Below are 26,807 nucleotides of genomic sequence, written 5' to 3'. Positions count from 1 at the left end.
AGAACAATATGAACCCAGTTGTAATTTCCGTATGTATCATGCTGCTGCTGGCACTGATGCGCGTGAATGTCGTGGTTGCTCTGACATTTAGTGCGATTGTTGGTGGTCTGGTTGCAGGTATGAGCCTCAACGATGCTGTCTCAGCATTTGAAAGTGGACTCGGTGGCGGTGCGACCATTGCCTTGAGTTATGCCATGCTTGGTACTTTCGCTGTTGCTATTTCTAAATCAGGTATCACTGATTTAATGGCCAATGGCGTGATTAAACGTATCCACGGCCAAGAGAATAGCGCCGCTTCTACCGGCGTGAAATACGCAGTACTGATTGCACTAGTACTTGTGACTATGTCTTCACAAAACGTTATTCCTGTGCATATCGCCTTTATCCCTATTCTCATTCCACCTTTGTTGGGCGTATTTGCGAAACTCAAACTCGACCGTCGAATGATTGCATGTGTGCTAACTTTCGGCCTCGTCACACCGTATATGGTTCTGCCTGTCGGGTTTGGCGGTATTTTCCTTAACAATATCCTTCTTAAAAACCTGCATGACAACGGCCTAGAAAGCGTGACCGCCAGCCAAGTTCCAGTGGCAATGCTGCTACCGGCTGCCGGTATGCTTTGTGGTTTACTAGTTGCGATCTTATTTAGCTACCGTAAACCACGTGAATACAAAGAAACTGAAATGACACATGTTGATACCAACATGGACCACATCAAGAAGAAAAACATTGTGGTGGCTTTAGTCGGTATCGTTGTCGCTCTTTCTGCGCAACTTGCGACTGGCTCGATGATCATTGGTGGCCTAGCAGGTTTCATGGTATTCACTTTTGGTGGCGTTATCGCGTGGAAAGAAACACACGATGTTTTCACCAAAGGCGTACACATGATGGCAATGATTGGCTTCATCATGATTGCTGCGGCTGGTTTTGCTGCCGTAATGAAGCAAACGGGAGGGGTTGAGTCTTTAGTTGAAGCGCTATCCACCAGCATCGGCGATAACAAACCTCTGGCCGCTCTTCTTATGCTTGTGGTTGGGTTGTTAGTTACTATGGGGATTGGTTCTTCGTTTTCTACCATTCCAATCATCGCGACTATCTATGTGCCACTTGCACTGGCATTCGGCTTCTCGCCAATGGCTACTGTTGCTCTTGTAGGCACAGCTGCCGCACTTGGAGATGCCGGCTCCCCAGCCTCAGACTCAACTTTGGGCCCTACGTCTGGCCTGAATGCTGATGAACAGCATGAGCACATCTGGGAAACCGTTGTACCGACCTTTATCCACTACAACATTCCGCTGATTATTTTTGGTTGGATTGCAGCTATGGTTCTGTAATCCACACTAAAAAACAAAAAAAAGCTGACCTTTTATGGGTCAGCTTTTTATTTATTGTGCATTCTGATAGTGGAAACGAGCGTAGAGATTCACTCATAAACAGCATCAGTACTAGCGTTAATTCTCTCGCTCAATAACTGCGCTAATGACCGGAGCCATGTCTTTCAGCAACTGCTCTTCAACAGGTTTACCACTCGAGTCAGTGACATTAATTGACGTTCGGTTACCTAAATCACCCAGCAAGAATGTGTACACGCCGGATTTAAGCTCCATAGGTTTCACACCGATATCATTCCAAAACTCATCATCTGGCGCAGAGTATTTGGCTTTTACCGTTCCTTGCGATTGGTTACGTTCTTCAAGCGTAAAGCCCATTGTAGTCAAGAACTTCGGAAGACGCGGCCATAACGTATCGTAGGAAGTACGCGCAATGATCACTGGGAAGCCACTTCGGTCAGAGCCCATAGTGATTGGAATGTACTTCACTAGCTCTTGGGCTTTTCTTGCAGCTTCTTCTCGTAGCTCTAGGTCGTAGCGGGCGGTTACTAGGTTGGTCATCAGCGTGTTATAACGCTCTTTATTGGTGAGCGTAACCGGCTTTTGCTCGCCACCTTGTTGCCAATCAACCAAAGACAGTTGGAAACCATAACGGCCATCCTCCTGAATTTTATTGATCTCGTAACGGGCACCCACTTCGGTATCTTCGTCTTCTGATGTCCAAACGACCCAATCGGTCACAACTTTGGATTCACTTTGCTCACGTAGACTGATATTTCTTTCATTAAGCATCGTCAGTGCGGTTTGCCACACTTTGTTTAACTCATCTTCACGAAGTAACCAAAGTGTCGTTTCACCAAGCTTGTTCTCAACTCGAGCGCCAGGAATAAGTTCAAGTATTTGCTGCGGAGGGCGAATATCAACTTCATGACCAATGCCACCCTGAAAATTACCTTGAGGGATCTTGTAATTGGTATAGAACTGCGGCTTGGCATCGTCAGCGAGTTGCCACTCTTTTAATGGCGCGGTGTTTAAATACTCGAAGTCATCTTTCGCCTGACGTCGCTGTGTTGGACTGCTTGAACATGCGGATAAAACAAAAACAGCTAGTGAACTTAGTACTAGCTGACGTGACAATTTCATTGAGACTCCTGATAAGTAAATGCCGAAGAAAGTCTTCGGCAAATCATCCTAAATTTAGTAAATGCAAGCTTCACTCATTGCTTGTGCAACAATTGGGCGAGCACTTTCTGACAGCTCTGTCAGTGGTAAACGAAGATCACCGTTCGCGATTAGCCCCATCTTATGCGCAGCCCATTTTACTGGAATTGGGCTTGACTCAATAAACAGGTTTTTGTGCAGCGGCATTAGGCGCTGATTGATAATTTCAGCTTCTTCAAATTTACCTTCTTTCGCCAATCTGAACATTTTAGCCATGTCTTCAGCGGCGATATTATTGGTCACAGAGATTACGCCTTGGCCGCCTTGTTTCACAAAATCTAGGCCAGTCGCATCGTCACCACTTAGTAAGATAAAATCTTCGCCACAAAGTTCACGGTGAATTGCAATTCTGCTTAAATCGCCCGTCGCATCTTTAAGTGCAACAATACTTTCTATCTCAGCTAGGCGAGCCACGGTTTCTGGCAATAGATCTACCGCTGTTCGACCTGGTACGTTATACAGAATTTGTGGCACATCACTTTCTTCAGCAATCGCTTTGTAGTGCTGGAACAGGCCTTCTTGCGTTGGCTTGTTGTAATAAGGCGTGACACTTAAACAACCAGAGATGCCGGAGTTATTAAGCAAACGGCTAAACGTTACAGATTCATGAGTCGCATTTGCCCCTGTGCCCGCGATGATTGGAATACGACCATCAGCAAACTCAACGGTTTTTAGTACGACTTTGACATGCTCTTCAATAGTCAGCGTTGCAGACTCACCTGTAGTCCCAACCGCCACAATGCCGTCTGAACCAGACGCTACATGATAGTCAACCAGCTTTTTCAAGCTGACGTAATCAACTTCACCATCATGATTAAACGGTGTAATTAACGCTACAATACTTCCTGAAAACATGTCCTTCTCCCTCATTTCTTTACTTTCTGCATGGTACTGTAAGGCGATTGAAAAAGACAAGCGCTTAACACCGCTTAAATCACCTAAATGAATGAATATTTATCATATGTTAGATATCTGGCAAATTACGCCTTTTATTTGGGGCTGTGTCAGTCCAAAGTAAGGAAACAAACGCGTTTGAGATAAGTGGACAAAAATGATTCTAAAGCGGCTTGACACCATTTTTCTCACTGTCAGATGTGCTAAGCTAACGTATTAATAATCCTAACAAGATATAAGTGATTCTATGACTCAACATTTGGTGATTACTGCGGTAGGGACCGATCGCCCAGGGGTGTGTAACCAAGTTGTGCACCTAGTAACCCAGTCCGGATGCAATATTGTTGACAGTCGCATTGCCCTGTTTGGTAATGAGTTCACCTTAATTATGCTGCTCTCTGGCACCAATGGTGCGATTACGCGGGTCGAGACAACCCTCCCTCTTTTAGGGCAGGAGCAAAACCTCATCACAATGATGAAGCGTACTTCTACCCATGAGCCGCTCAACAGCTCATACACACTTGAAGTTTTCATTGAATCAGACGACCGACCAGGTCTTACTGAGTTCTTTACCCAGTTTTTTGCAGAAAAAGAGATTGGTCTTTCTTCATTAAGTGCTCAGACAATTGGAAAAGAGAAACTGGCGGCAGATTCCAACCAGTTCCATATTGCGATTACTGCAAGTGTCGATTCGGAGTGTAATTTAATGCAACTTCAAGAAGAGTTTGAACAGCTTTGTAAAGAGTTGAACGTACAAGGCTCTCTGAATTTCATCAAAAACAGCCAATAGAATAGAAAGGAAAAATAATGAACACCCTAACTGCAGGCACTCCTGCCCCAGCTTTCTCCCTGTTAGACCAAGATGGAAATACCGTAACACTCTCTGATTTTGCGGGTAAAAAGGTCTTGTTTTACTTCTACCCGAAAGCAATGACACCGGGCTGTACGGTCCAAGCTCAAGGTTTGCGTGATGTGAAAGCCGAACTGGATGCACACAATGTTGTGGTATTGGGCGTCAGCATTGATCCTGTTAAGCGCTTAGGTAAGTTTATTGAACGTGATAACCTCAATTTCACCCTACTTTCGGATGAAGACCATGCTGTTGCTGAGCAATTTGGCGTGTGGGGCGAGAAGAAGTTTATGGGTAAAGTGTACGATGGTTTACACCGCATTAGCTTCCTGATTAATGAAGAAGGCGTGATTGAGCACGTTTTCAATAAGTTTAAAACAAAAGATCACCACGAAGTGGTTCTTAATTACTTGAACGAAAAAAAGTAACCCCCAACAATAAAAACGCCAGCGACATGCTGGCGTTTTTCATTCTCTATTATCTACGACATTACACCGTAAATTTATTTAGGATTTCGTCTTGCTCTCGCACATTTTCGCTCTGAGCTTGCATCGCAATATTGGCATTCTTCTGAGCATCGGAAACCTGAGTCGAGAGTTCTTTGATTTTAATGGTGTTCGCATTAATTTCTTCCGCAACTAGGCTTTGCTCTTCTGCCGCTGATGCGATTTGCAGATTCATATCATTGATGCTTTGAATCGCGTCTCGAATACTTTGCAAAGCATTGTCCGCCGCCTGAGCTCGATCAACCGCGTCAACCGCCGTATGTTTACTCTCATTCATCGCGGCAGAAACTGCACTCGCACCCGCTTGAAGCTGTTCAATCATACTGCGAATTTCGGTTGTTGACTCTTGAGTACGTTGCGCCAACGTTCGCACCTCATCCGCAACGACTGCAAAGCCACGACCAGACTCACCAGCACGAGCGGCTTCAATGGCTGCATTCAATGCCAGTAAGTTCGTCTGATCCGCGATATCGTTGATCACTTTCAAAATGGTTTCGATATTAGCGGTTGCAGACTCTAGCCCTTGAACCTCTTCAACAGCTTGGTCAATACGAGCTGACAGCGTATCAATTGAGACAGCAGTTTCTCTGACCACGGATGAGCCTTCTTGCGTCGCGTCATCAGCTTGACGAGCAGCCCCTGCCGCACCTTGTGCGTTGTTTGCCACTTCCGTCGCCGTTGCTGCCATCTCGTTCATGGCAGTCGCAAGTTGCTCAAGTTCTTGTAGCTGGCTGCTCATCGCCTCTGACGACTCGTTTGAGCTTTGAACCGTTAATTCCGTACCACGCAAGATTTCATTGCCGATCGCTTTAGATTGCTGAATCTGTTTTTGCAGCGTTTCGGTAAAGCGGTTAAATCCTTCGGCCAGTTGGATAAACTCTTTGTCTGTATCCGTGCTTAAGCGTTTAGTTAAATCCCCCTGCCCCGAAGCAACGTCTTGAATAGCGTCATTCAGCACGCCTAGCGGGCGCATTAGGAATTTAATTAGGAAAGTAAGGATCGCCACACTTAGAACCAAGCCGATCAAAACATAAATGATAGAGCTGTTGCGCATATCATCGATCGCAGCAAAAGCAATATCTTCGTCCACTACTGCACCAATGTACCAGTTTTCTGATGGTACTTTAGTGAAGTGGACTCGGTAGTTCTTTCCATCGCTCTCAAAGCGCTGATTACCCGCTTTCACTGTGGCTTGAGGTAGGTACGAAGAAATGTTTTCGCCGTTATTAGCAGAATCAGGGTGAGCAATAGTTGTACCATTGCCGGTAACAATGAACATGTAACCAGCATCAAGCAGGTTCACGCTGTTAACCAAGTCCGCTAACCCACCTAACTCTACATCGTAGAACATACCCGCGATAAAACGGCCATTTTCTTTGACTGGTGTACCAATTGAAATGATGACTTTCTTAGATGACGCGTCAACATATGGGTCAGTAACGACTAACTGACCTTGTGATTTCGCATCAATGAACCAAGGACGAACGCGTGGATCGTAATCAGGCCCAGCGTCCCATCCATCATCGTTTTCGATAACAAAACCGTCCGCTTCATAACCAAAACCTACGGCTAAGAAACTGTTTTTTAGCGTCGGTTTTTCTAGGATTTCTTTCACCGTTTGGCGATTTTGTGGATCAAGCTCAATCACCTCTGTGGATGACTTCGCGAGTGCTTTTTTGCTGGCCATCTCAGACTCGACGGTATTCTTCACACCCTTGACCATTTCAGTCAGGCTGGTATCGACGAGTGCTTCGACTTCCTCTTTGACAGTACTCAGTTGTTGAATAGAAAGTAACACCACGGTTACTAAAAGCAGTCCAGATGCAGCTGCAACAATCTTTTGACTAAACTTCATTTCAGTCCCTCAATAGTTAGTCTTATATATTTTATTATTTGGTTATGTTATCGCCCTGACTAACGTTTTCTTAAGCAAAAAGTTTACATTTTCTTACTTAGATGTAAATTATTTTAAGGCAACGTTACAGTGAACGATATAAAAAAAGCTCCAGACGTGATGTATGGAGCTTTTTATACCGCAACTATTGAGAGATTAGCTATTAAGTTTCGGGTTCTTCTTTGCTTCCATCGTCTTCATCATGGCTTGGCAAAGCATGCCACACAGCTTTGACTAAAGTCGCAAGAGGGATGGCGAAAAAGACGCCCCAGAATCCCCATAAGCCACCGAAAACGAGAACAGCAATGATGATCGCCACTGGGTGCAGATTCACGGCTTCAGAGAATAAAACAGGGACAAGCACGTTACCATCCAATGCCTGAATAATGCCATAAGCCAATAACAGCCAGTAAAAATCTGGGCTCAGCCCCCACTGGAACAAACCCACCATAGCCACTGGCACTGTAACCGCAGCCGCACCGATGTATGGGATCAAAACAGACAAACCCACAGATACAGCCAGCAAAACAGAATACCTGAGGTCGAGAATGGCAAAGGTAATATAACTCACCCCACCGACAATCAAGATCTCCATCACCTTGCCACGAATATAGTTAGAGATTTGTTCATTCATCTCGTGCCATACTTTATTCGCCAGGCGACGGTTTCGCGGTAAAATACCACTCGCCATCCGAATCATTTCTTGTTTGTCTTTGAGTAAGAAGAACACCAATAACGGCACTAAGATCAGGTAAACCGCCAAGGTTGCCAAACTCACCAGAGACGCCAAAGAGCTTTTAAGAACAGATTCCCCCATACTTAATGCTTGGTTCTTCGCATTCGTGGCGATGGACTCAACAATCTGCAAATTTTCAAGTTCAGGGTAACGTTTTGGTAATTCAGCAATGACTTTTTGCAGTCCGCCATACATGGTTGGAATATCGTTGATCAGATTTCCCACCTGATTCCATATTGTCGGAACTAAGCCAAACAACGCCACCAGCATCAGGCTGGTAAAGCCAAGAATGACGAATATCACCGCGAATGTACGCGGAATACCAATGCGAGAAAGCTGTACTACCGGCCACTCAAGAAGATACGCAAGAACAATCGCAACGAGTAGTGGGGCAATGAGGTTGCCAAAGAAGTAAATGGTAATAAAACCAAATAGAAGGATCGTAACAAGACTAACCGCGTGAGGATCCGAGAAACGTCGTTTATACCAACGACTCACCATTTCAAACATTCAACAAAATTCCTTCGTTACATGCATACAAAAGTAGCCTTCCAGCTCTTCACAAGTAAATTTAACCATTTGCTTTTGAAGATATTTTTTTATATCACCCATAGAGCTGGCGTCGCAAACCAAAATGTCGCATTGTTCACCAACTTTCAACCCATTAGTGTGACGTTTAGCAAGTAACAGCGCCAATGGACATCTCTCTTGGCGTAAATCCAAAATATTAGGTTCCATTATTTCGCTCGATGCTTATCATGTTGGCTATTGTATAGTGTTTTTTTACACGAGTCAGTGGAAATAGAAAGCTGACCAAACAAACTTTAACTCACCTTTGACGAATCCAAGTGGAATGATAACTCGGGTAAATCATCGTTGAGGAAACCATCCTCCCGGTTCAGTGTCAAAAAGGTATCTCTGCCTCACCAGAGTCTTACGGTACAGGCAAATATATCAAACGGAGTCTCATCTACAATTTATGTTTAAACGTACGCGTTCATTGCTGTGTCTTTGCGTTGCCACTGCGCTTAGCACACCACCTTCGATGGCAAACAGTCTCGAATTGCCAGATATAGGAACAACCGCAAGTAGCACTTTATCTATCGCGCAGGAGCTACAGTATGGTGATGCCTATATGCGTATGCTTCGCAGTAGCAAACCGATTGTTAATGACCCAGTATTAAGCGAATACATTAGTAATTTAGGCCACAAGTTGGTCGCCAGTGCGGATGATGTCAAAACTCCGTTCACTTTTTTTATGATTCGTGACAAGAATATTAACGCGTTCGCTTTTTTTGGCGGGTATGTTGCGTTGCATTCTGGCTTATTTCTGCATGCGCAGAGTGAAAGTGAACTGGCCTCTGTTGTCGCACACGAGATTGCACACGTTACCCAGCGTCACTTAGCGCGCAGTATGGAAGAGCAAGCTAAGCGCACACCAGCGACCATTGCCGCTTTGGCGGGCTCCTTGCTCCTTGCTATTGCCTCGCCTCAAGCGGGTATGGCAGCGATCACGGCAACAACCGCTGGCAGCATGCAAGGCCGAATAAACTATACGCGTAGCAATGAAAAAGAAGCCGACCACTTCGGGATCTCAACTTTGGTGAAGGCCGGGTTTGAAGCTCAAGCCATGCCACGCTTTTTTGGTCGATTGGCCGATGAGTATCGCTATGCGAGCAAACCACCACCAATGCTATTAACACACCCTCTGCCTGAAGACCGTATTACAGACAGTCGCTCTCGAGCTCAAGCTTACCCTAAAACACGTATCTCCTCGTCTTTGGATTTCCACCTTGCTCGTGCGCGTGTGATTGCTCGTTACGCTGGCGTGAGTGCCAAAGCGGCGCAGGACTGGTTTGACCGTGCAGAGAAGAAAACATCAGCCCAAATACAACCCGCTTTCCAGTATGGTCGAGCATTGGTTCACCTAGACAACAAAGAATTAGACCAAGCAAGTCGTATCCTCCATTCGCTGATAAAAAATGACCCGAATAACACTTTCTATATTGATGCTTTAACCGATGTATACATTCATCAAAATCAGCCAGCTAAAGCCGAAGCCATGCTGGTTAAAGCTCTGAAAGCCTCTCCGAATAATGCGGTCGTGACCATTAATTATGCCAACGCACTCATTAAGCTAGACAAGTATGAAGATGCCATTCGCGTATTGCAGCGATACACGCATGATCACCCAACGGATATGAACGGCTGGCATTTATTGTCAGAAGCCAATATTCGCGCTGGGCACAGCAGTGAAGATCTTGCAGCGCGCGCAGAAATTCTGGCACTCAAAGCGAATTGGAATAAAGCCATTCAGTACTACACTCAAGCCAGTCAGCTGGCTGAGTTAGGCAGTTTACAACAAGCAAGATACGATGCTCGAATCGACCAGTTGATGGTCGAAAGAGAACGCTTCTTAGCCTTACAATAACAACAGGAGTTACGTTTATGTCTGTCGTGATTTATCACAACCCACGCTGTTCAAAAAGCCGACAAACCCTTGCGCTACTTGAAGAAAACAGCATTCAACCTGAGATCATCAAATACCTTGATACTCCTCTCAATGTTGAAGAGCTGAAAGCGCTCTACGCGCAGCTTGAGCTTTCTGAAGTACGAAAAATGATGCGTACTAAAGAAGACATTTATAAAGAGCTCAACTTAGCTAATGCTTCTGACGAAGAGCTGTTTGCCGCTATGGCAGAGCATCCGAAATTGATGGAGCGCCCCGTGGTCGTCAATAATGGTAAGGCACGTCATGGCCGCCCGCCGGAGCAAGTTTTAGAGATCTTATGAGCTGCCAAATAATCGTTCTGTATTACAGTCGCCACGGCTCCACACGTTCGATTGCCAGACAGATTGCAAGAGGGGTAGAGTCTATCCCTCATTGTGAAGCGATACTTCGCACTGTTGAAGAGATCAGCGGTTCAGCACCTTCCCCTGACCCAGTGATCACACTGCAGGAATTAAAACAGTGCGATGGGTTGGCGATGGGCAGCCCAGTTTGGTTTGGTAATATGGCGGCGCCACTAAAACACTTTTGGGATCAAACAACTTCCATTTGGATTTCTGGTGAACTGATCGACAAACCGGCTTGTGTATTTAGCTCGTCGTCGACGCTTCATGGGGGGCAAGAAACCACGCTACAGAGCATGATGCTACCCTTATTACACCATGGCATGATGATTTTAGGCATCCCCTACTCGGAACCAACCCTGCATACCACCACAAGCGGTGGAACACCTTATGGTGCAAGTGCGGTGTCTTCATCAAACTCAGGCTTAACGGCAGAAGAAGTCGAACTTGCACAACAACTTGGAAAGCGACTGGCGACAACAGCGCTTAAAGTAAAGGAATGATCAAGATGCAAGAGATGCAGTCGCAAACGAAGATTTTTCGCCTACTTGCTTTGTCTAGTAATTTGGCATTACTCACTTGGATAGCGCTGTGGCAACTTTCACTGTCACCCCATCCGCATATTAGTAATATCACTTTAGCCATCGCTTGGGCTGTACCGTTAATCCTTCCCCTTCCTGGCATACTGGCAGGCAAACCTTATACGCACGCGTGGGCTAACTTTGTCCTGATGCTCTATTTCTTGCACGGCTTCACCATACTCTATATTGACGGCGGCGAGCGTTGGTTAGCGGTGGTTGAACTGCTCATTACCACAATGGCTTTCTTCGGCAATATTCTTTATGCGCGTGCCAGAGGGAAAGAATTGGGAATGAAGTTAAAGCGGCTATCTAAGGTCGAGAAAGAAGAAAAAGATCGTTTCGAGTCTAAATAATATACTCAGGGCCTGTTTCTCAGGCCCTATTGATATCATCGGATTGCTAAGTAAGCTATGCGTCTGATGGTTGTTTACCCTGCTCTAGTAATTGTTCCGCATTTTCTGTTTTTTCCGCTGGTTGCTCTTCTGCTACAGGTTCTTGCCATTCAAACTGCAACAATGTTTCTGTTGATTGAACCGCTTGCGGTGATTGAGTGCTTTCAGGCTGCGCCTTTTCTGCCTCAGTTGCTGTACTGACAGCGCTAGATGCGTTGAGATCAGGCTCAGATACTGCCGCAACAACATCGTCTACCACTGGCTTAAACTCACTTGCTGTCATTAATCGTCTAACTGGTACATTACGCAACAATTCTTGTTCAAACTCTTTTTGTGACGATAGCAAATGAATATCCAACATCACTTGAGTCCCCTGGAGATTCAATACATCCACTGAAGCCACTGAACTAAGCTGTCGGATTTTATTTTCAATAATAAACAAGCTAATTGGATTATTCAGCCCACTAAAGCGAGCTTTAACGGACGAAGACGAGCGACTGGCGACCTTCACGGCATTTTTCCCTGCAAAGTAATCACTCACTTCATTGATCATATGGCTGGCAGATTCAGCCCCCACGCTTGAACCTGATACGATTTCCTGACGGCTTGTGCCTATCTCAGAAGGCTTTTGATCATAAAGCGTCCAACGCAATTGGTCGCCTTCCCCCTTCACAATCAGAACAGCGTCAACTGGGTAACGCTGACTGGCTTGACCAACCGATTTCGCAAACCCACCCCACAAGTCAGATACCGATACCCCTGTAACATCTGCAAAGTCTCCGACAGGTACGGTAATGGGTAATCCTCTCCTGTCTGCCGCTTCTCGAATCGCCTTTAATACTGTTGAATTAGAATGTTCCCAGACAATTTCACGCTCTGCTGCTTCTTGAACTAACCACACCAACACAGAGGTACGCGCCTCTGGCCAAAAAGGAAGTTCAGCTTGAGTCAATAAAGCGCGAACCTGTTCATCACTAAATCCCATTTTGAGTGTTCTAACGCCATTTTTCTGGTCATAGCTAAAATGCGCTAGGTAGTCATCACTGCGCTCAAATGCTTTCTTTATTAAAGGGTGAGAGATGGCTTCGCGCACACCCGATGCTTTAATTATGACTTTTTTCATTCCTTCAATGCGAGCTTGCTCATCCGCATTGGCGGATTCTTGCAATGCAATTTCCGTTTCATACAGCTCAACAGAAGTTAATGCAGTCGCGGGCAGTGCAGCGAAGACTAAAGCGAATAAAAAAAGTTGGCGCATAGTGTTCCTAGGATGGGTATCTGATGTTTTGGTGACAAATGATAAGCAACTATCAAAAAGTGGGCAACTAAATGACAGGTTTGTAAAAAATAAAAATGTCGTAATATCACACCAGAGCACACCTGAAACGCAACAAAAAAGAAAATATTGATCCAGTTCGGATTGCAATCGATTGCCGTGGTGATAAAATCCCGCGAATTTTATTTTATTCATGGGTGAAAAACTTGAAATTCACCCTTTTCGCCAGCTAAAGGAATAAAAACATGAAAAATGCCATTCAAGGTGCTCAAATGTTGTTCGTTGCATTTGGGGCACTCGTTCTGGTACCGCTTCTGACCGGACTAGACCCAAGCGTCGCTCTCTTTGGTGCTGGTGTCGGCACTCTCCTTTTCCAAGTTGTTACTCGTCGTTCTGTTCCTATCTTCCTTGCTTCCTCTTTCGCTTTTATCGCTCCTATTCTTTATGGTGTTCAAACTTGGGGTATCCCTGCAACTATGGGTGGCCTAATGGCTGCTGGCTGTGTGTATGTTGCAATGGGCGCATTGATCAAGGCGCGCGGTGTTGAAGTGATTCATAAATTATTGCCGCCTGTTGTTGTCGGCCCTGTCATCATGGTTATCGGCCTAGGCTTAGCACCTGTTGCCGTTAACATGGCTTTAGGTAAAGGGGGAGACGGCACTCAACTAGTGGATGCCGATGCATCAATGATTATCTCTTGTGCATCATTAGTAACAACAATCGTACTGAGTGTGTTCGCGAAAGGGTTCTTAAAGCTGACCCCTATCCTTGGCGGCATCGTGGTCGGTTATTCTTTAAGCCTAGGCTACGGCATCGTCGACTTTACACCAGTAGAAGAAGCTGCGTGGTTCGCTCTGCCTAACTTCACACTCCCTGAATTCAACATCAATGCCGTTTTGTTTATGATTCCAGTCGCCATTGCTCCAGCGGTTGAGCACGTGGGTGATATGCTGGCTATCTCTAACGTCACTGGAAAGAACTACCTGAAAAAACCAGGCCTACACCGCACGGTAACAGGTGACGGCATCGCAACAATCGCCGCTTCTATGGTGGGTGCGCCACCAAACACTACTTACTCAGAAGTAACTGGCGCAGTAATGCTAACCAAAGCATTCAACCCAGTGATCATGACGTGGGCAGCCGTAACGGCAATCTTACTGGCACTCGTTGGTAAATTGGGCGCTAGCTTACAGACAATTCCAATGCCTGTAATGGGCGGTATCATGATCCTACTGTTTGGTTCTATTGCCACCGTTGGTCTCAATACACTGATCAAAAACAACGTTGACCTACACAAATCCCGCAACTTAGTCATTGTTGCGATTACCTTGGTATTCGGTATTGGTGGTATGGCTTTTGGTATCGGTGAGTTCAGTCTACAGGGTGTGAGCCTATGTGGTATCGTCGCGATCATTCTTAACTTGGTTCTGCCTCAGGACCTTGGCGAAAACCACGTGGTCGATAACGCTCAGATGGAAGATGAAACTCGTTAATCCATCCAGAAGTTGACTAAAAAAGGCTGGCAATCTTCGCCAGCCTTTTTAATTTTTATAGCCATTAAGTTACAGACACAACTCAGCAAATTGCCCGCGTGTCAGTGTCGCTAAATCTTGCGCCGCCAGCTCGATTTCTAATCCTCGTTTACCCGCACTGACGCAGATAGTTTCTTTGTCTAACGCGCTCTGATGAATAAAAGTAGGCAGTGCTTTCTTTTGGCCTAATGGGCTAATGCCCCCAACCACATACCCTGTCGTTTTCTGCGCGATATCAGGATCAGCCATATCGGCTTTCTTTGCTTTTGCGGCTTTTGCTGCCAACTTCAGGTTCAACTTTTGGTCTACGGGGATCACCGCAACGGCTAAGCTTTTCGGCTCACCATTTAAACAAAACAGCAAAGTTTTAAATACTTGAGATGGATCTTGCCCCAATACTTCTGCCGCTTCCAAACCGTAGCTGTCCGCTCTAGGGTCATGAGCATATTGATGAATGGTATGAGCGATCTTTTTCTTCTTAGCGAGATTGATTGCTGGAGTCATAGGTTCTCCAATCGAAAGGAATAAAATGAAATACTATCAATAAAAAAGCGCTGCAGATTGTGCAGCGCTTCTAGTTAATGGGATTTCTAAATTGATGTCAATTTACTTGTAAACAATTTCACCTGATGGCGCAAATTTGTTCACATCGACTGGGCTGTTTGCTTCTAGGAAGTCTTTTAGAACTTCTGCATCAACAAAGCCAGTGTTAACAAAGCCAGGGTGACCTGTCAGTTTAGGGTAACCGTCACCACCCGCTGCGTTGAAGCTTGGTACAGTGAAGCGGTAAGTTTCGTCTAGACGAAGCTGTTTACCATTAATAAATACGTTCGATACTTCACCGTTAGCAACCGTCATAGTGATACCCGCAAACTGAGCGTATGCGCCCGAGTCTACTGGTTTTGTTGCGACTACGTTTAAGTAATCCAGAACCTCTTTACCGCTCATGTCGGTATAAGTCAGGATATTTGCAAATGGCTGAACCTTAAGCACATCTTTGTAAGTCACATTACCAGGTGCAATTGAGTCACGTACACCGCCAGAGTTCATCACTGCGAAATCTGCTTTTGCGCGCTCCATATGAGAAGCCGCAATCAAACGACCTAGGTTCGTTTGTTGGAAACGGACCACGTTACGGTCTCCTTCAAGCTTGCCATTCGTTTCAGCAATTTGAACGTCTAACTGAGCTTGACCTTTCTCTTGGTAAGGGCGTAGGAATTCTAGCATTTCTGCATCTTCAGCGATTTCACTCTCAATTAGAACGCGCTGAGATTCACCGTTTACTTTGATCTTCTTCTTTAGGTTCACTGGGATCAGATCGTAGCTTACCATCTCTAGCTCACCGTTACGGAATTCGTAATCAGCGCGGCCGACGTATTTACCCCATTCGTGAGCTTGAACAATGTAAGTACCATTTTGCATGTCTGGCTTACATTCGTCAGAAGGCTTAAAGTTTTTCTTAACAACATTTGGCGCTTCCATACACACAGGCTCTTGTGAGTGACCACCCACAATCATGTCTAGAGAGCCTTCGTCAAGGTAGCGAGCAAGTGCCACATCGCCAGGTGCGTTGACACCACGGTTGCCATTTTCATAGTGGCCCATGTGAGTCACAGCGAAGATTAGGTCTGGTTTTTCCGTTTCTTCTAGTTCAGCGATGAGTTTTTTCGCTTCAGCTTTAGGGTCGCGGAAATCAATACCACCGATAAATTCTGGGTTACCAATTTTCGCCGTATCTTCCGTCGTTAGGCCAATAACCGCAATCTTAATGCCTTGCTTCTCAAACACCTCATAAGCCTGGAACATACGTTCGCCAGTCTTCTTGTCGTAGATATTCGCAGATAGCATTGGGAAGTTAGCCCAGTCTTTCTGTTGAAGAAGAACTTCAATTGGGTTGTCGAACTCATGGTTACCTAACGCCATCGCGTCGTAACCAATTTTGCTCATACCTTTGAAGTCAGGTTCTGCATCTTGAAGATCCGATTCAGGGACACCCGTGTTGATATCACCACCAGATAGCAGAAGAACGCTACCACCTTCCGCTTTAATTTCTGCACGTAGTTCATCAATCAATGTCTTACGTGCCGCCATACCGTACTCGCCGTATTTGTTCTGCCAGAAACGACCATGGTGGTCATTGGTGTGTAGAACCGTCAGCTTATATGTTTTATCTGCTTCCCATTCGTGCTGAGGTGCGGTTGCACAGCCAGCTAGAGTTGCAAGAATTGCCGCGCTCAGTGCGCTTTTCACGATCAGGCCTTGCTTCATTGTCATACCTTTTGAACTTTTTTAATTTCCACTGCTTTTTTCTTACTGCTCTAATGAATAGACATATTTGGAAAAGAAGTCCGATGAGAACAGTAAAACTTGAACTAGTTTAAATTAACAATATATACCTGACAGACTGATTTCATATTTATGTAGAGTAGATCACCTAAAAGAACCCAGAAATGTGTAACAAACCCACACAATTACAATTGCTTTATTCGGTGATCACAGGCAATCGTTTAGCTGTGAAGTCCGCTTAATTGACTGATATTGCGAGCGAAACCTCTTATTCAACAGAGGTAGTAATAATACGCTGCCAATAAAAAAGGTTGGCGTTTAAGCCAACCTTTTCATGTCTATTTCTGCCGTTACAGATTATTTGATATCGATATTCTCGAAACCTTTAATCAAGTCGTCCAATGCTTTCATCTGAGCAAGGAAAGGTTCTAGTTTATCTAGAGGCAGTGCTGATGGACCATCACACTTAGCTTGATCTGGATTTGGGTGCGCTTCAATGAACAAACCCGCAATACCCGTTGCCAGACCGGCTTTCGCCAGCTCCACAGTTTGCTCACGACGACCGCCAGAAGCCGCACCCGATGGGTCGCGCATTTGTAGCGAGTGAGTCACGTCAAAAATGATTGGGCTGCCGTTAGACACTTTCTTCATTACACCGAAACCTAGCATATCTACCACTAGGTTATCGTAACCGTGACATGAACCACGCTCACAAAGAATGATGTTTTCATTGCCGCACTCAGCGAATTTCTCAACGATATTGCCAACTTGACCAGGGCTCATAAACTGAGGCTTCTTCACGTTGATCACGGCACCCGTTTTCGCCATCGCTTCTACAAGGTCAGTCTGACGCGCTAGGAAAGCAGGAAGCTGGATCACATCTACAACATCAGCCACTGGCTGAGCTTGCGCTTCTGTGTGTACATCCGTAATGATTTTTACGCCAAACGTGTCTTTTAGCTCTTGGAAGATCTTCATACCTTCTTCTAGGCCAGGGCCACGGTAAGAGTGCACAGAGCTGCGGTTTGCTTTATCGAAAGAAGCTTTAAATACGTATGGAATGCCTAGCTTTTCAGTGACTTTTACGTAGTGCTCACAAATCTGCATTGCCATATCGCGAGACTCAAGCACGTTCATGCCTGCAAATAGTGTGAATGGCTTGTCGTTAGCAACTGGAATATCGCCAACGTGAACGATTTTCTGTTCCATTTTCTTCTCTCTATTCAATTTTGTTGTCCACCAGCAATCCGATGGACTTAGTGCAAAGTGACCTGAGTGGAACTCATGGCACTCACTTGATTCTTTAGTAGCTCCGACGCCGGATCGTCCGGGCACTGCTCGATAAAATACTGATAATCAGTCAACGCGATCTGATGGCAGTCTAGTTGCTGGTAGATAAAACCGCGGTCACGAATTTCGTAAGGGTCATCCGGCACAAATGTTAGCGCTAAATCGGTACATCTCAAAGCCAAAGTATAGCGTTCTTCTCTGAGTAGAGCGCTTTTCAGAACCGCTAACCACCGGCCGATGACCGTTGGATTATCCGTTTCTTCTAAATGAGTCGGTTTTAATTTAGCCAGGGGCCCTTTGTGACCGATCAGCCATGCGCCAAGCGTATGCTCAGAGACAAACTCACCATTGAAGGGATTAATGTACTGAGGTGCTTCACCATACCACTCAACTTTCACCAAAAACTGACTTGGAAAGGTGATCCCTCTCAGTGGAAAACCCAACTTGCGGCCAAAATACAACAGAAGCGCGCCTAAACTCACCGGAATACCTCGGCGCCTTTCCAATACTTTGTCAATGAATGCGTTGGCTGAATCAAAATACGCATCTTGGTCGCCTTTGAATCCCCACTCATGATAAAAGAGACGCAAAAGAACACCAAAGCGCTGTTTTTCATCGGTTTCATGTGCAAGCACTAACTCAGCTTCTTGTAGTAATCGATGCAGTTCATTTTCAGCCCATTGGACCTTGGTCTCAGGATTCACCGCTTTGTTTAAAACCAGTGCCCCTTCGGCAAGTTCCATTGCATCAAAATCCTCATCAAATAACTCAAGCATGATGGGTTACCTACCTCATTAACCAAAAAGAACTGGGGTTTTCGTTACTGCTATTTTTCCTGCAATGGCTAACCAACCGAGTGCGCCAAAGAATGAGAAAGTACGCAACAGTTTGTTTTTACCTAATTTCAAAGCAAAAAAGCCGAGCGCAATATAAGCCAGTACGCACGTCAGTTTTTCTGTTAACCACGGAGCCGCATCCGTAAACGGAATAAAGCCGCTAATAAACACAAGCGCAAGGCCGGTACCCAGCAATAAGGTGTCATTAATGTGCGGAAAGACTTTAAAAAACTTTTTGTCCACCAGTTGTGAATTCGCCATCATCAGCGCATAACGCACAGAAAGCATGATTGCACTAATGGCAATCGTGAGTAAGTGGAAATGTTTAATTCCTTCGTACATAATATTTTCTCTATTTTTCAGGCTGCCAACGACCGATAGTTACTCGATCGTTGTCACCATAATCCTTGAACGTTTCCACTTGGTCATAGCCAAGCGAGCTTAAAATCTCTCTGACTGCATCGCCTTGATCGTAACCGTGCTCAAACATCAACCAGCCGCCTGTCATCAGATAGGCCAGTGCATTTTTTGCAATGTGTTTTATATCGGCTAAACCATTTTCTTCCGCGACTAACGCACTGAGAGGTTCAAAACGAACGTCTCCCTGCGTCAGATGCGGGTCGGTTTTTTCAATATACGGTGGATTTGAAACAATCAAAGCAAACTGCGTTCCATCCTCAATGGGTTCGAACCAGCTTCCAGCATGAAACGCTGTATTGGTAAAACCTAACCGCTCAGCGTTTCTCGTTGCAAGCTCTTTTGCCTCTGTTTTGAGGTCAACACCCCATACTTTTCGTTGAGGAAGCTCCGAGGCCAGCGCAATCGCGATCGCGCCAGTCCCCGTCCCAAGATCAAGTATGTCTCCTGGTGTATCCACCGCTTTATCTAACGCGATTTCTACCAAACGCTCCGTATCAGGACGTGGGATCAACGTACTTGGTGAAACAGCCAGCGGCAACGACCAAAACTCTCGCTCACCGATAATGTAAGCCACTGGCTCACCATTAATGCGGCGTGAAAGAATCTGTTCGAAACGCTTCAACTGCTCCTCTTCGAGGATTTTTTCCGGCCATGTGAGCAGAAATGAGCGCGGTTTATCGAGAGCATGGCAAAGCAATACTGCAGCATCAAGAGAAGGCGAATCACTGCCACTCTCTTGAAGTCGCATCACGGCTTGCTTTAGTGTGTTTTCGACACTGTGTTCAATCGGCATCGATTAGTTATTCTCTGCCAATGCTGCCAACTGATCGGCTTGGTGCTCTTGAATGACAGGATCAACCAAGCTTGCCAAGTCCCCTTCCATCACTTCGTTAAGGCGATAAACCGTCAGGTTGATACGGTGATCAGAAACACGACCTTGTGGGTAGTTATAAGTACGGATGCGGTCACTACGGTCACCAGAACCTAGTAGGTTGCGACGAGTATCTGACACTTCTGCCGCGCGTTTTGCTTCTTCCGCTTGGGTAATACGAGCGGCTAGCACAGACATCGCTTTTGCTTTGTTCTTATGCTGAGAACGCTCATCCTGACACTCTACCACTGTACCTGTTGGCAAGTGGGTAATACGAATCGCAGAATCCGTGGTGTTAACGTGCTGACCACCCGCGCCTGACGCACGGAATGTATCGATCTTCAGGTCTGCCGCTTTGATTTCAGGGATCTCCGCTTCTGGGATTTCAGCCATTACTGCGACTGTACAAGCCGATGTATGCACACGACCTTGAGATTCCGTAGCTGGTACACGTTGTACACGGTGACCGCCTGACTCAAACTTAAGCACACCGTAAGCACCGTCGCCGCTCACTTTGGCGATCATCTCTTTGTAGCCACCGTGTTCTGATTCGTTTGAAGACATCACTTCAATACGCCAGCCTTTCTTTTCAGCAAACTTGCTGTACATACGGAACAAGTCACCGGCAAAGATGCCCGCTTCATCACCACCCGCACCCGCACGGATCTCTAGGAAACAGTTACGGTCATCATTTGGATCTTTAGGAAGCAGCAAGATCTGCAGTTCATCATTAAGGCGCTCAATCGTTTCTTTTGCTTCTTTGATCTCTTCCTGAGCCATTTCACGCATTTCTTCGTCGTCTTCGTTTGCCATATCTTCAGCGGCAACGAGGTCTTCTTGTGCTTGCTGGTAGGCTTGGAAACACTTAGTCACTTCTTCTAGCTGTGAGTACTCTTTTGATAGAGCACGGAATTTGTCTTGGTCACCAATTACATCAGGATCACCAAGCAGGTGTTGAACTTCTTCGTAACGCTCAACAAGTGTTTCTAGCTTAGTTAGAATCGAGGCTTTCATAGTTTTTAACTCAGGGGGGTTAATTAGGAGTCGTGGACTCAAAAAGAGTCTTCTAGACCCAAACTTTGTCGAATAATAGCGAGTTTAGCTGGCTCGCCTTGCTCTGCTGCACTTTGCAATGCGCGTGTCGGTGCATGTATCAGCTTATTGGTGAGTTTGTTACTCAGTTCCAACAACACTTTTTCAGGATCTGCACCTGCAGCGAGAGACTGAATACTTCTATTTAGCAGTTCGCTACGGATATCATTGGCACTGCGTCGGTAGTCACGAATACTATCGACCGCTTGCAGTGAACGCAGCCACGACATAAAGGCCGCACTTTCTTCACTGACGATGGCTTCAGCTTGAATCGCTTCAATTTTTCGCTGTTCCATATTGCTTTCCACAATCGACTGCAAATCATCGACCGTATACAGGTATGCATCATTCAGTTCGCCCACTTGAGATTCAATATCGCGTGGGACGGCAATGTCGACCAGTAACATGGGTTGCGAACGTCTTGCTTTGAGTGCGGTTTCTACCATCCCTTTGCCGATGATAGGCAATGGACTGGCGGTTGAGCTGATCACAATATCAGCTTGAGGCAAATACTCAGGAATCTCAGGTAAACCGATGATCTGGGCGCCAAATTCTTCCGCGAGTGGTAGGGCTCTTTCTCGCGTTCTGTTTGCCACAATCATCTTTTTGCAACCATTGGCCGAAAGGTGTTTGGCCACCAACTCTATCGTTTCTCCCGCACCGACGAGCAGCACGCTGGAGGCTTCCAACGATTCAAAGATATGTTTAGCCAGAGTACAAGCGGCATACGCGACAGAAACCGCATTTCCGCCGATATCGGTTTCAGTACGTACGCGTTTAGCCACAGAGAAAGTCTTCTGAAACAGCTTCTCCATCGCGGAGTCTACCGCTTTGTGTTCTCTTGCGTCAGTATAGGCTTGCTTTACCTGCCCCAGTATCTGAGGCTCTCCAAGAACCAAAGAGTCCAATCCACAAGATACTCGCATGAGGTGGCGTATCGCCGCTTGCTCTTCATACGTATATAGGCTGGGTTTTAGCTCTTCTGGGCTAACCTCATGAAAAAGCGACAGCCACTCAATAATTTTACTTTTTCCTGATCCTTTTACGTCACAGTATATTTCCGTTCGGTTGCACGTAGAGACGATAACGCTACCATTGACCGAAGGATTATCACCGAGCTGCTTAAGCGCTTCAGGTAGCTTTTCCGGTCCAAAGGCAACTTTTTCACGCAGTTCAACCGAGGCCGTATTATGATTGATACCTATAGCAAGCAAAGACATGTATCGCGAGTTCTCTGAATCAGATGTGAATAAATAGGGACAGAATTTTACTTGATGGCCCAATTTAATTAAAGGGTATTAAGGATATGTTTTCTTTAGTTCGTGATTTCAGTGATATAGTGTGGCGCAAGGCAACAGGATTTTGGATAAATAAACAACAATGATGACGAATTTTCGCCCTCTTTGGCTTCTTGCTCTAAACGCGCTGGTTCTGTCGGGCTGTGCTAGTTTTGAAACCAGTAACACAAATGTAGAGTGGGATGCTCATCAGCAACGTTTAGACACCATCACACAATACAGTTCAAATGGAAAATTAGGCTACATTTCGCCCGAGCAGCGACAATCGCTAAATTTTCAGTGGAAACACGCACAACACTCGCAGCAGCTTAGGTTAACCACGTTTTTAGGTCAGACGGCACTCAATCTAAAAATTACCCCTCAAGGCGCGGTGGTCGAAACGTACGATGACGACACCTACTCTTCTAAAGATGCCAATACTCTTATCTATCAGCTTACTGGGTTAACCATCCCAGTAGAATATCTAAATCACTGGCTATTAGGTGATCCAACTGGCGCTGACGCCTATCAACTGAACGATACCAATACGGTAGCAGCACTGAACAAGCTTATTGATGAACAACTTTGGCAACTTGAATACATAGAATATACAGACATTCAGTTTTCAGGCGTAGCATTACCGCTACCCAAAAAGTTAAAGCTCAAGCAACAAGATATCGCCATTAATATTGTTATTACCAAGTGGGATCTGAACTCATGATCACTGACACCACCTCTTGGCCTTCTCCGGCTAAACTTAATTTATTTCTCTATATCACTGGCCGCAGAGACAACGGTTATCATGAACTGCAAACCTTGTTTCAATTTCTGGATCATGGTGACGAGCTAACAATTACTGCCAATGACAGCGGAGAGATCACACTTAGCCCGGAAATCCCAGGCGTCCCATTGCAAGATAACCTGATTTGGAAAGCCGCGACGGCACTACAAAAACAGTCTGGTTGCCAATGGGGAGCGCACATTAACTTGAATAAAGTCCTTCCTATGGGCGGTGGCATCGGTGGTGGTTCATCAAATGCAGCGACAACTCTGGTGGCGCTTAATCACCTATGGCAAATCAATATTTCTGAAGACGAATTGGCAGAAATCGGACTAAAACTAGGCGCGGATGTCCCTGTATTTACCCGTGGCTTTGCCGCTTTTGCTGAAGGGGTCGGTGAGCAATTAACTAAAGCTGAACCTGATGAAAAGTGGTACTTAGTCGTCAGGCCCGATGTGAGTATCGCAACGGTTGATATTTTCACTCACCCAGAATTGACCAGAAATACGCCAAAACGAGCGCTGGCAACGCTTCTTGACAGTGATTACGGAAACGATTGCGAAAAAATTGTCCGAATGCTCTACCAAGAGGTTGATAAGCAACTTTCATGGCTGCTACAATACGCGCCGTCAAGATTGACGGGGACTGGATCGTGCGTTTTTGCTGAGTTTTCAAGCAAAAGCGAAGCACAAAATGTCTTTGAAAAACTACCTGACACTGTCTCTGCATTTATTGCACAAGGTAAGAACACTTCACCTTTACACGAGACTTTGGCTAAGTACCAATTAGCCCACAAACAATCTATCTAAAACTGGACGCAACCCCGAGGTTTCCACCGTGCCTGATATGAAGCTATTTGCTGGTAACGCTACACCTGAACTAGCCCAACGTATTGCTGATCGTCTTTACATCTCTCTTGGTGACGCATCTGTTTCTCGTTTCTCTGACGGCGAAGTCGCTGTTCAAATCAACGAAAACGTACGTGGTAGCGATGTTTTCATCATCCAATCTACCTGCGCACCAACTAACGACAACCTAATGGAACTAGTAGTGATGATTGACGCAATGCGCCGCGCTTCAGCGGGCCGTATTACTGCAGTTATCCCTTATTTTGGTTACGCTCGTCAAGACCGTCGTGTACGCTCTGCTCGTGTGCCAATTACTGCTAAAGTTGTTGCTGATTTCCTTTCTAACGTAGGTGTTGACCGCGTTCTTACTATCGACCTTCACGCTGAACAAATTCAAGGTTTCTTCGATGTACCAGTAGATAACATCTTCGGTACACCAGTTCTTCTTGAAGATATGCAAGCTCGTGGCCTAGAAAACCCAGTTGTGGTTTCTCCTGACCTTGGCGGTGTTGTGCGTGCTCGCGCGACTGCAAAAGCACTAGGTGATATCGATATTGCTATCGTTGATAAGCGTCGTCCACGTGCAAACGTTTCTGAAGTAATGAACCTAATCGGTGACGTAGAAGGTCGCGATTGTGTCATCGTTGACGATATGATCGACACTGGTGGCACACTATGTAAAGCAGCAGAAGCACTCAAAGAGCGCGGTGCTAAGCGTGTATTCGCTTACGCAACTCACGCTGTATTCTCAGGAAATGCTGCACAAAACATCGGTAACTCAGTTCTAGATCAAGTGATCGTAACGGACTCAATCACGCTACCTAAAGAGATGGAAGCGACAGGTAAAGTTACTTGTCTAAGCCTATCTCGCATGCTGGCTGAAGCCATCCGTCGCATCAGCAATGAAGAGTCTATCTCTGCGATGTTCAACTAATCGCCAGATTAGAAACTGATTCAAAAAACACCCCTCTTCGGGGTGTTTTTTTATTTTCGCAATACGTGCACTATCCTCACCTCGCCCGTTATAAGATTTCTGTGCTATCATACTGCGCTTTTTGAGATTCCAAGAGAGATCCTAACCTTGAGTCAACAAATTAAACTTCTTGTCGGCCTAGCAAACCCTGGGCCTGAATATGCCAAAACTCGTCATAATGCCGGCGCTTGGGTAGTAGAAGAACTCGCACGCGTCCACAACATTACTTTAAAGAACGAATCTAAGTTCTTCGGTATGACCGGACGAATAATGATGAATGGTCAGGATCTTCGACTGCTTGTCCCTACCACCTTTATGAACCTTTCGGGTAAGGCTATCGCCGCATTAGCGAAGTTCTATCAAATAAAGCCGGAAGAGATCATGGTAGCGCACGATGAGCTGGATTTACCTCCTGGTGTCGCTAAATTTAAGAAAGGTGGTGGCCATGGCGGTCACAACGGCCTTCGCGACACCATCAGTAAACTTGGCAATTGCAAAGATTTTTATCGTTTAAGGATTGGCATTGGCCATCCTGGACACAAAGATAAAGTAGCGGGTTTTGTGCTTGGTAAAGCCCCTGCGAAAGAACAAGAGCTTCTTGATGCAGCAGCAGACGAATCTGTTCGTTGCTTAGACATCCTTTTAAAGGATGGCTTATCAAAAGCACAAAACCGTCTACACACGTTCAAAGCTGAATAAGGTTATCATCATGGGTTTTAAATGTGGCATCGTTGGTCTGCCAAACGTTGGTAAATCAACTCTGTTTAACGCACTAACTAAAGCGGGTATCGAAGCAGCAAACTTCCCGTTCTGTACAATCGAACCAAATACTGGTGTTGTACCAGTGCCAGATCTACGTCTGGATGCGCTAGCGAAAATCGTTAACCCACAGAAAGTACTGCCAACAACAATGGAATTTGTTGACATTGCTGGTCTAGTAGCAGGCGCTTCAAGAGGTGAAGGTCTAGGTAATAAATTCCTAGCTAACATCCGTGAAACAGACGCCATTGGCCACGTAGTACGTTGCTTTGAAAACGAAAACATCGTTCACGTATCAGGTAAAGTATCGCCAATCGAAGATATCGAGGTGATCAACCTTGAGCTTGCCATGGCTGACCTAGATTCTTGTGAACGCGCTATTCAGCGTAACGCTAAAAAAGCAAAAGGCGGCGACAAAGATGCCAAGTTTGAACTGACTGTTCTAGAAAAACTACTTCCTGTGTTAACAGAAGGTGGTATGGCACGTACAGTTGAGCTATCTAAAGAAGAACTGGCAGCGATTGGCTACCTAAACTTCCTAACACTTAAGCCAACAATGTACATTGCTAACGTTAATGAAGACGGTTTTGAAGACAACCCGTATCTTGACGCAGTACGCGAATACGCAGCAAAAGAGAATAATGTTGTGGTTCCTGTGTGTGCAGCAATTGAGTCCGAGCTATCTGAACTAGACGATGAAGATCGTGAAGAGTTCTTAGCGGATATGGGCATTGAAGAACCGGGCCTGAATCGTGTAATCCGTTCCGGTTACGAATTGCTGACTCTACACACTTACTTCACTGCTGGTGTTAAAGAAGTGCGCGCATGGACTATTCCTGTTGGCGCAACCGCACCGCAAGCAGCTGGTAAGATCCACACAGACTTCGAAAAAGGCTTCATCCGTGCTGAAGTGGTTGGATACGATGACTTTATCCAATACAACGGTGAAAGTGGCGCAAAAGACGCAGGTAAATGGCGTCTTGAAGGTAAAGAATACATCGTGAAAGATGGCGATGTGGTTCACTTCCGCTTCAACGTTTAAAATTCGTTCAAGTCTTTGACTTTAAAAGCCAGCATTCGTGCTGGCTTTTTTATATATACCAATAGCGCAACTAATAAAGTCCAAGGCCATTGTCATTTTATTAGCTGTTTTTGATCATTAACACGCCTCTTTGATTAAAAAGAAATCGAACGAGTTATTTTCGCTAATTTATTCAAAAAAACTGTTGACGGATCTAGCTCAACTTCGCATAATGCGCGCCGTTCCCGACGATAAGGCAACGAAGCGACGAGAACGAAAAACATGGT

At 45.6% G+C, this 26,807-nt stretch carries 27 protein-coding genes; 13 read left to right on the top strand and 14 right to left on the bottom strand.

What is annotated here, in order from left to right; all coding sequences use genetic code 11:
• Window positions 1-8: 8 nt before the first annotated feature.
• Window positions 9-1,334, top strand: coding sequence for a Na+/H+ antiporter family protein (locus VNE01S_RS00135; protein ID WP_053397000.1), 1,326 nt, complete (start codon window positions 9-11; stop codon window positions 1,332-1,334).
• Window positions 1,335-1,451: 117 nt separating this feature from the next.
• Here VNE01S_RS00135 and bamC read toward each other — a convergent pair whose 3' ends face one another.
• Entirely contained in the window at window positions 1,452-2,474 is a 1,023-nt protein-coding gene (bamC, locus tag VNE01S_RS00130; RefSeq protein ID WP_053397001.1) for an outer membrane protein assembly factor BamC, read from the bottom strand.
• Between the two features lie 54 nt (window positions 2,475-2,528).
• Window positions 2,529-3,407: a 4-hydroxy-tetrahydrodipicolinate synthase gene (gene dapA / locus VNE01S_RS00125; protein ID WP_053397002.1), complete on the bottom strand. Its 879-nt coding sequence runs from the start codon at window positions 3,405-3,407 to the stop codon at window positions 2,529-2,531.
• A 286-nt stretch (window positions 3,408-3,693) separates the two neighbouring features.
• On the opposite strand from dapA, the gene VNE01S_RS00120 reads away from it, so the two are divergent.
• The gene (locus VNE01S_RS00120) at window positions 3,694-4,236 is read left to right on the top strand and encodes a glycine cleavage system transcriptional repressor (protein WP_053397003.1); all 543 of its coding nucleotides are present in this window, start codon (window positions 3,694-3,696) and stop codon (window positions 4,234-4,236) included.
• Window positions 4,237-4,253: 17 nt separating this feature from the next.
• Window positions 4,254-4,724: a thioredoxin-dependent thiol peroxidase gene (bcp, locus tag VNE01S_RS00115; RefSeq protein ID WP_053397004.1), complete on the top strand. Its 471-nt coding sequence runs from the start codon at window positions 4,254-4,256 to the stop codon at window positions 4,722-4,724.
• A 61-nt stretch (window positions 4,725-4,785) separates the two neighbouring features.
• Here bcp and VNE01S_RS00110 read toward each other — a convergent pair whose 3' ends face one another.
• The 3 genes from VNE01S_RS00110 to VNE01S_RS00100 all read right to left on the bottom strand — a co-directional run bounded on the left by VNE01S_RS00110 (window position 4,786) and on the right by VNE01S_RS00100 (window position 8,170).
• Entirely contained in the window at window positions 4,786-6,657 is a 1,872-nt protein-coding gene (locus VNE01S_RS00110; RefSeq protein ID WP_053397005.1) for a methyl-accepting chemotaxis protein, read from the bottom strand.
• Between the two features lie 202 nt (window positions 6,658-6,859).
• Entirely contained in the window at window positions 6,860-7,942 is a 1,083-nt protein-coding gene (locus tag VNE01S_RS00105) for an AI-2E family transporter (RefSeq protein WP_053397006.1), read from the bottom strand.
• The gene (locus VNE01S_RS00100) at window positions 7,943-8,170 is read right to left on the bottom strand and encodes a sulfurtransferase TusA family protein (protein WP_053397007.1); all 228 of its coding nucleotides are present in this window, start codon (window positions 8,168-8,170) and stop codon (window positions 7,943-7,945) included. It abuts the gene before it with no gap.
• Window positions 8,171-8,411: 241 nt separating this feature from the next.
• On the opposite strand from VNE01S_RS00100, the gene bepA reads away from it, so the two are divergent.
• The 4 genes from bepA to VNE01S_RS00080 are packed head-to-tail and all read left to right on the top strand — an operon-like array spanning window position 8,412 to window position 11,219.
• A complete protein-coding gene (bepA, locus tag VNE01S_RS00095; RefSeq protein WP_053397008.1) occupies window positions 8,412-9,863 on the top strand; it encodes a beta-barrel assembly-enhancing protease in 1,452 nt (483 codons plus the stop codon).
• A gap of 17 nt (window positions 9,864-9,880) precedes the next feature.
• A complete protein-coding gene (gene arsC, locus VNE01S_RS00090; protein ID WP_053397009.1) occupies window positions 9,881-10,225 on the top strand; it encodes an arsenate reductase (glutaredoxin) in 345 nt (114 codons plus the stop codon).
• The gene (gene wrbA, locus VNE01S_RS00085) at window positions 10,222-10,788 is read left to right on the top strand and encodes an NAD(P)H:quinone oxidoreductase (protein WP_053397010.1); all 567 of its coding nucleotides are present in this window, start codon (window positions 10,222-10,224) and stop codon (window positions 10,786-10,788) included. Before arsC ends, wrbA begins: the two co-directional genes overlap by 4 nt.
• A 5-nt stretch (window positions 10,789-10,793) precedes the next feature.
• Window positions 10,794-11,219 carry a DUF2069 domain-containing protein gene (locus tag VNE01S_RS00080; protein WP_053397011.1) on the top strand — a complete coding sequence of 142 codons (426 nt, stop codon included), beginning with the start codon at window positions 10,794-10,796 and terminating at the stop codon, window positions 11,217-11,219.
• Window positions 11,220-11,274: 55 nt separating this feature from the next.
• Here the strand turns inward: VNE01S_RS00080 and VNE01S_RS00075 are convergent, their stop codons facing one another.
• The gene (locus VNE01S_RS00075; RefSeq protein WP_053397012.1) at window positions 11,275-12,516 is read right to left on the bottom strand and encodes a DUF2066 domain-containing protein; all 1,242 of its coding nucleotides are present in this window, start codon (window positions 12,514-12,516) and stop codon (window positions 11,275-11,277) included.
• Between the two features lie 263 nt (window positions 12,517-12,779).
• Here VNE01S_RS00075 and VNE01S_RS00070 point away from each other — a divergent pair, with 263 nt between their 5' ends.
• Window positions 12,780-14,027, top strand: coding sequence for a uracil-xanthine permease family protein (locus VNE01S_RS00070; protein ID WP_053397013.1), 1,248 nt, complete (start codon window positions 12,780-12,782; stop codon window positions 14,025-14,027).
• A gap of 69 nt (window positions 14,028-14,096) precedes the next feature.
• Here VNE01S_RS00070 and ybaK read toward each other — a convergent pair whose 3' ends face one another.
• The 8 genes from ybaK to hemA form a co-directional block, all read right to left on the bottom strand.
• Window positions 14,097-14,570: a Cys-tRNA(Pro) deacylase gene (gene ybaK, locus VNE01S_RS00065; protein ID WP_053397014.1), complete on the bottom strand. Its 474-nt coding sequence runs from the start codon at window positions 14,568-14,570 to the stop codon at window positions 14,097-14,099.
• Window positions 14,571-14,672: 102 nt separating this feature from the next.
• Complete coding sequence (ushA, locus tag VNE01S_RS00060) at window positions 14,673-16,334, bottom strand: bifunctional UDP-sugar hydrolase/5'-nucleotidase UshA (protein ID WP_053397015.1); 1,662 nt, start codon at window positions 16,332-16,334, stop codon at window positions 14,673-14,675.
• A gap of 375 nt (window positions 16,335-16,709) precedes the next feature.
• Complete coding sequence (gene kdsA / locus VNE01S_RS00055) at window positions 16,710-17,561, bottom strand: 3-deoxy-8-phosphooctulonate synthase (protein ID WP_053397016.1); 852 nt, start codon at window positions 17,559-17,561, stop codon at window positions 16,710-16,712.
• Between the two features lie 47 nt (window positions 17,562-17,608).
• Window positions 17,609-18,418 (bottom strand): SirB1 family protein, encoded by an 810-nt coding sequence (locus tag VNE01S_RS00050; protein ID WP_053397017.1) that lies wholly within the window; start codon window positions 18,416-18,418, stop codon window positions 17,609-17,611.
• 18 nt (window positions 18,419-18,436) lie between these two features.
• A complete protein-coding gene (locus VNE01S_RS00045) occupies window positions 18,437-18,820 on the bottom strand; it encodes a SirB2 family protein (RefSeq protein ID WP_053397018.1) in 384 nt (127 codons plus the stop codon).
• A 10-nt stretch (window positions 18,821-18,830) separates the two neighbouring features.
• Window positions 18,831-19,691, bottom strand: a complete 861-nt coding sequence (gene prmC / locus VNE01S_RS00040; RefSeq protein ID WP_053397019.1) for a peptide chain release factor N(5)-glutamine methyltransferase — start codon at window positions 19,689-19,691, stop codon at window positions 18,831-18,833.
• A 3-nt stretch (window positions 19,692-19,694) separates the two neighbouring features.
• The gene (prfA, locus tag VNE01S_RS00035) at window positions 19,695-20,783 is read right to left on the bottom strand and encodes a peptide chain release factor 1 (RefSeq protein WP_053397020.1); all 1,089 of its coding nucleotides are present in this window, start codon (window positions 20,781-20,783) and stop codon (window positions 19,695-19,697) included.
• A 38-nt stretch (window positions 20,784-20,821) separates the two neighbouring features.
• Window positions 20,822-22,081 (bottom strand): glutamyl-tRNA reductase, encoded by a 1,260-nt coding sequence (hemA, locus tag VNE01S_RS00030; protein WP_053397021.1) that lies wholly within the window; start codon window positions 22,079-22,081, stop codon window positions 20,822-20,824.
• Between the two features lie 160 nt (window positions 22,082-22,241).
• Between hemA and lolB the strand changes: the two genes are divergently transcribed.
• The 5 genes from lolB to ychF all read left to right on the top strand — a co-directional run bounded on the left by lolB (window position 22,242) and on the right by ychF (window position 26,541).
• Window positions 22,242-22,859: a lipoprotein insertase outer membrane protein LolB gene (gene lolB / locus VNE01S_RS00025; protein WP_053397022.1), complete on the top strand. Its 618-nt coding sequence runs from the start codon at window positions 22,242-22,244 to the stop codon at window positions 22,857-22,859.
• Window positions 22,856-23,728, top strand: a complete 873-nt coding sequence (gene ispE, locus VNE01S_RS00020) for a 4-(cytidine 5'-diphospho)-2-C-methyl-D-erythritol kinase (protein WP_053397023.1) — start codon at window positions 22,856-22,858, stop codon at window positions 23,726-23,728. Before lolB ends, ispE begins: the two co-directional genes overlap by 4 nt.
• Window positions 23,729-23,756: 28 nt before the next feature.
• Window positions 23,757-24,701 (top strand): ribose-phosphate pyrophosphokinase, encoded by a 945-nt coding sequence (locus VNE01S_RS00015; RefSeq protein WP_053397024.1) that lies wholly within the window; start codon window positions 23,757-23,759, stop codon window positions 24,699-24,701.
• Window positions 24,702-24,848: 147 nt separating this feature from the next.
• A complete protein-coding gene (pth, locus tag VNE01S_RS00010; RefSeq protein ID WP_053397025.1) occupies window positions 24,849-25,439 on the top strand; it encodes an aminoacyl-tRNA hydrolase in 591 nt (196 codons plus the stop codon).
• Between the two features lie 10 nt (window positions 25,440-25,449).
• Window positions 25,450-26,541: a redox-regulated ATPase YchF gene (ychF, locus tag VNE01S_RS00005; RefSeq protein WP_053397026.1), complete on the top strand. Its 1,092-nt coding sequence runs from the start codon at window positions 25,450-25,452 to the stop codon at window positions 26,539-26,541.
• The last annotated feature ends 266 nt before the right edge of the window (window positions 26,542-26,807 follow it).

Origin of the sequence: Vibrio nereis NBRC 15637, assembly GCF_001591105.1 — a bacterium.
Lineage (GTDB): Bacteria > Pseudomonadota > Gammaproteobacteria > Enterobacterales > Vibrionaceae > Vibrio > Vibrio nereis.
The sequence above is the reverse complement of the archived record's forward strand: the minus strand, read 5'-3'. Positions and strand labels throughout refer to the sequence as shown.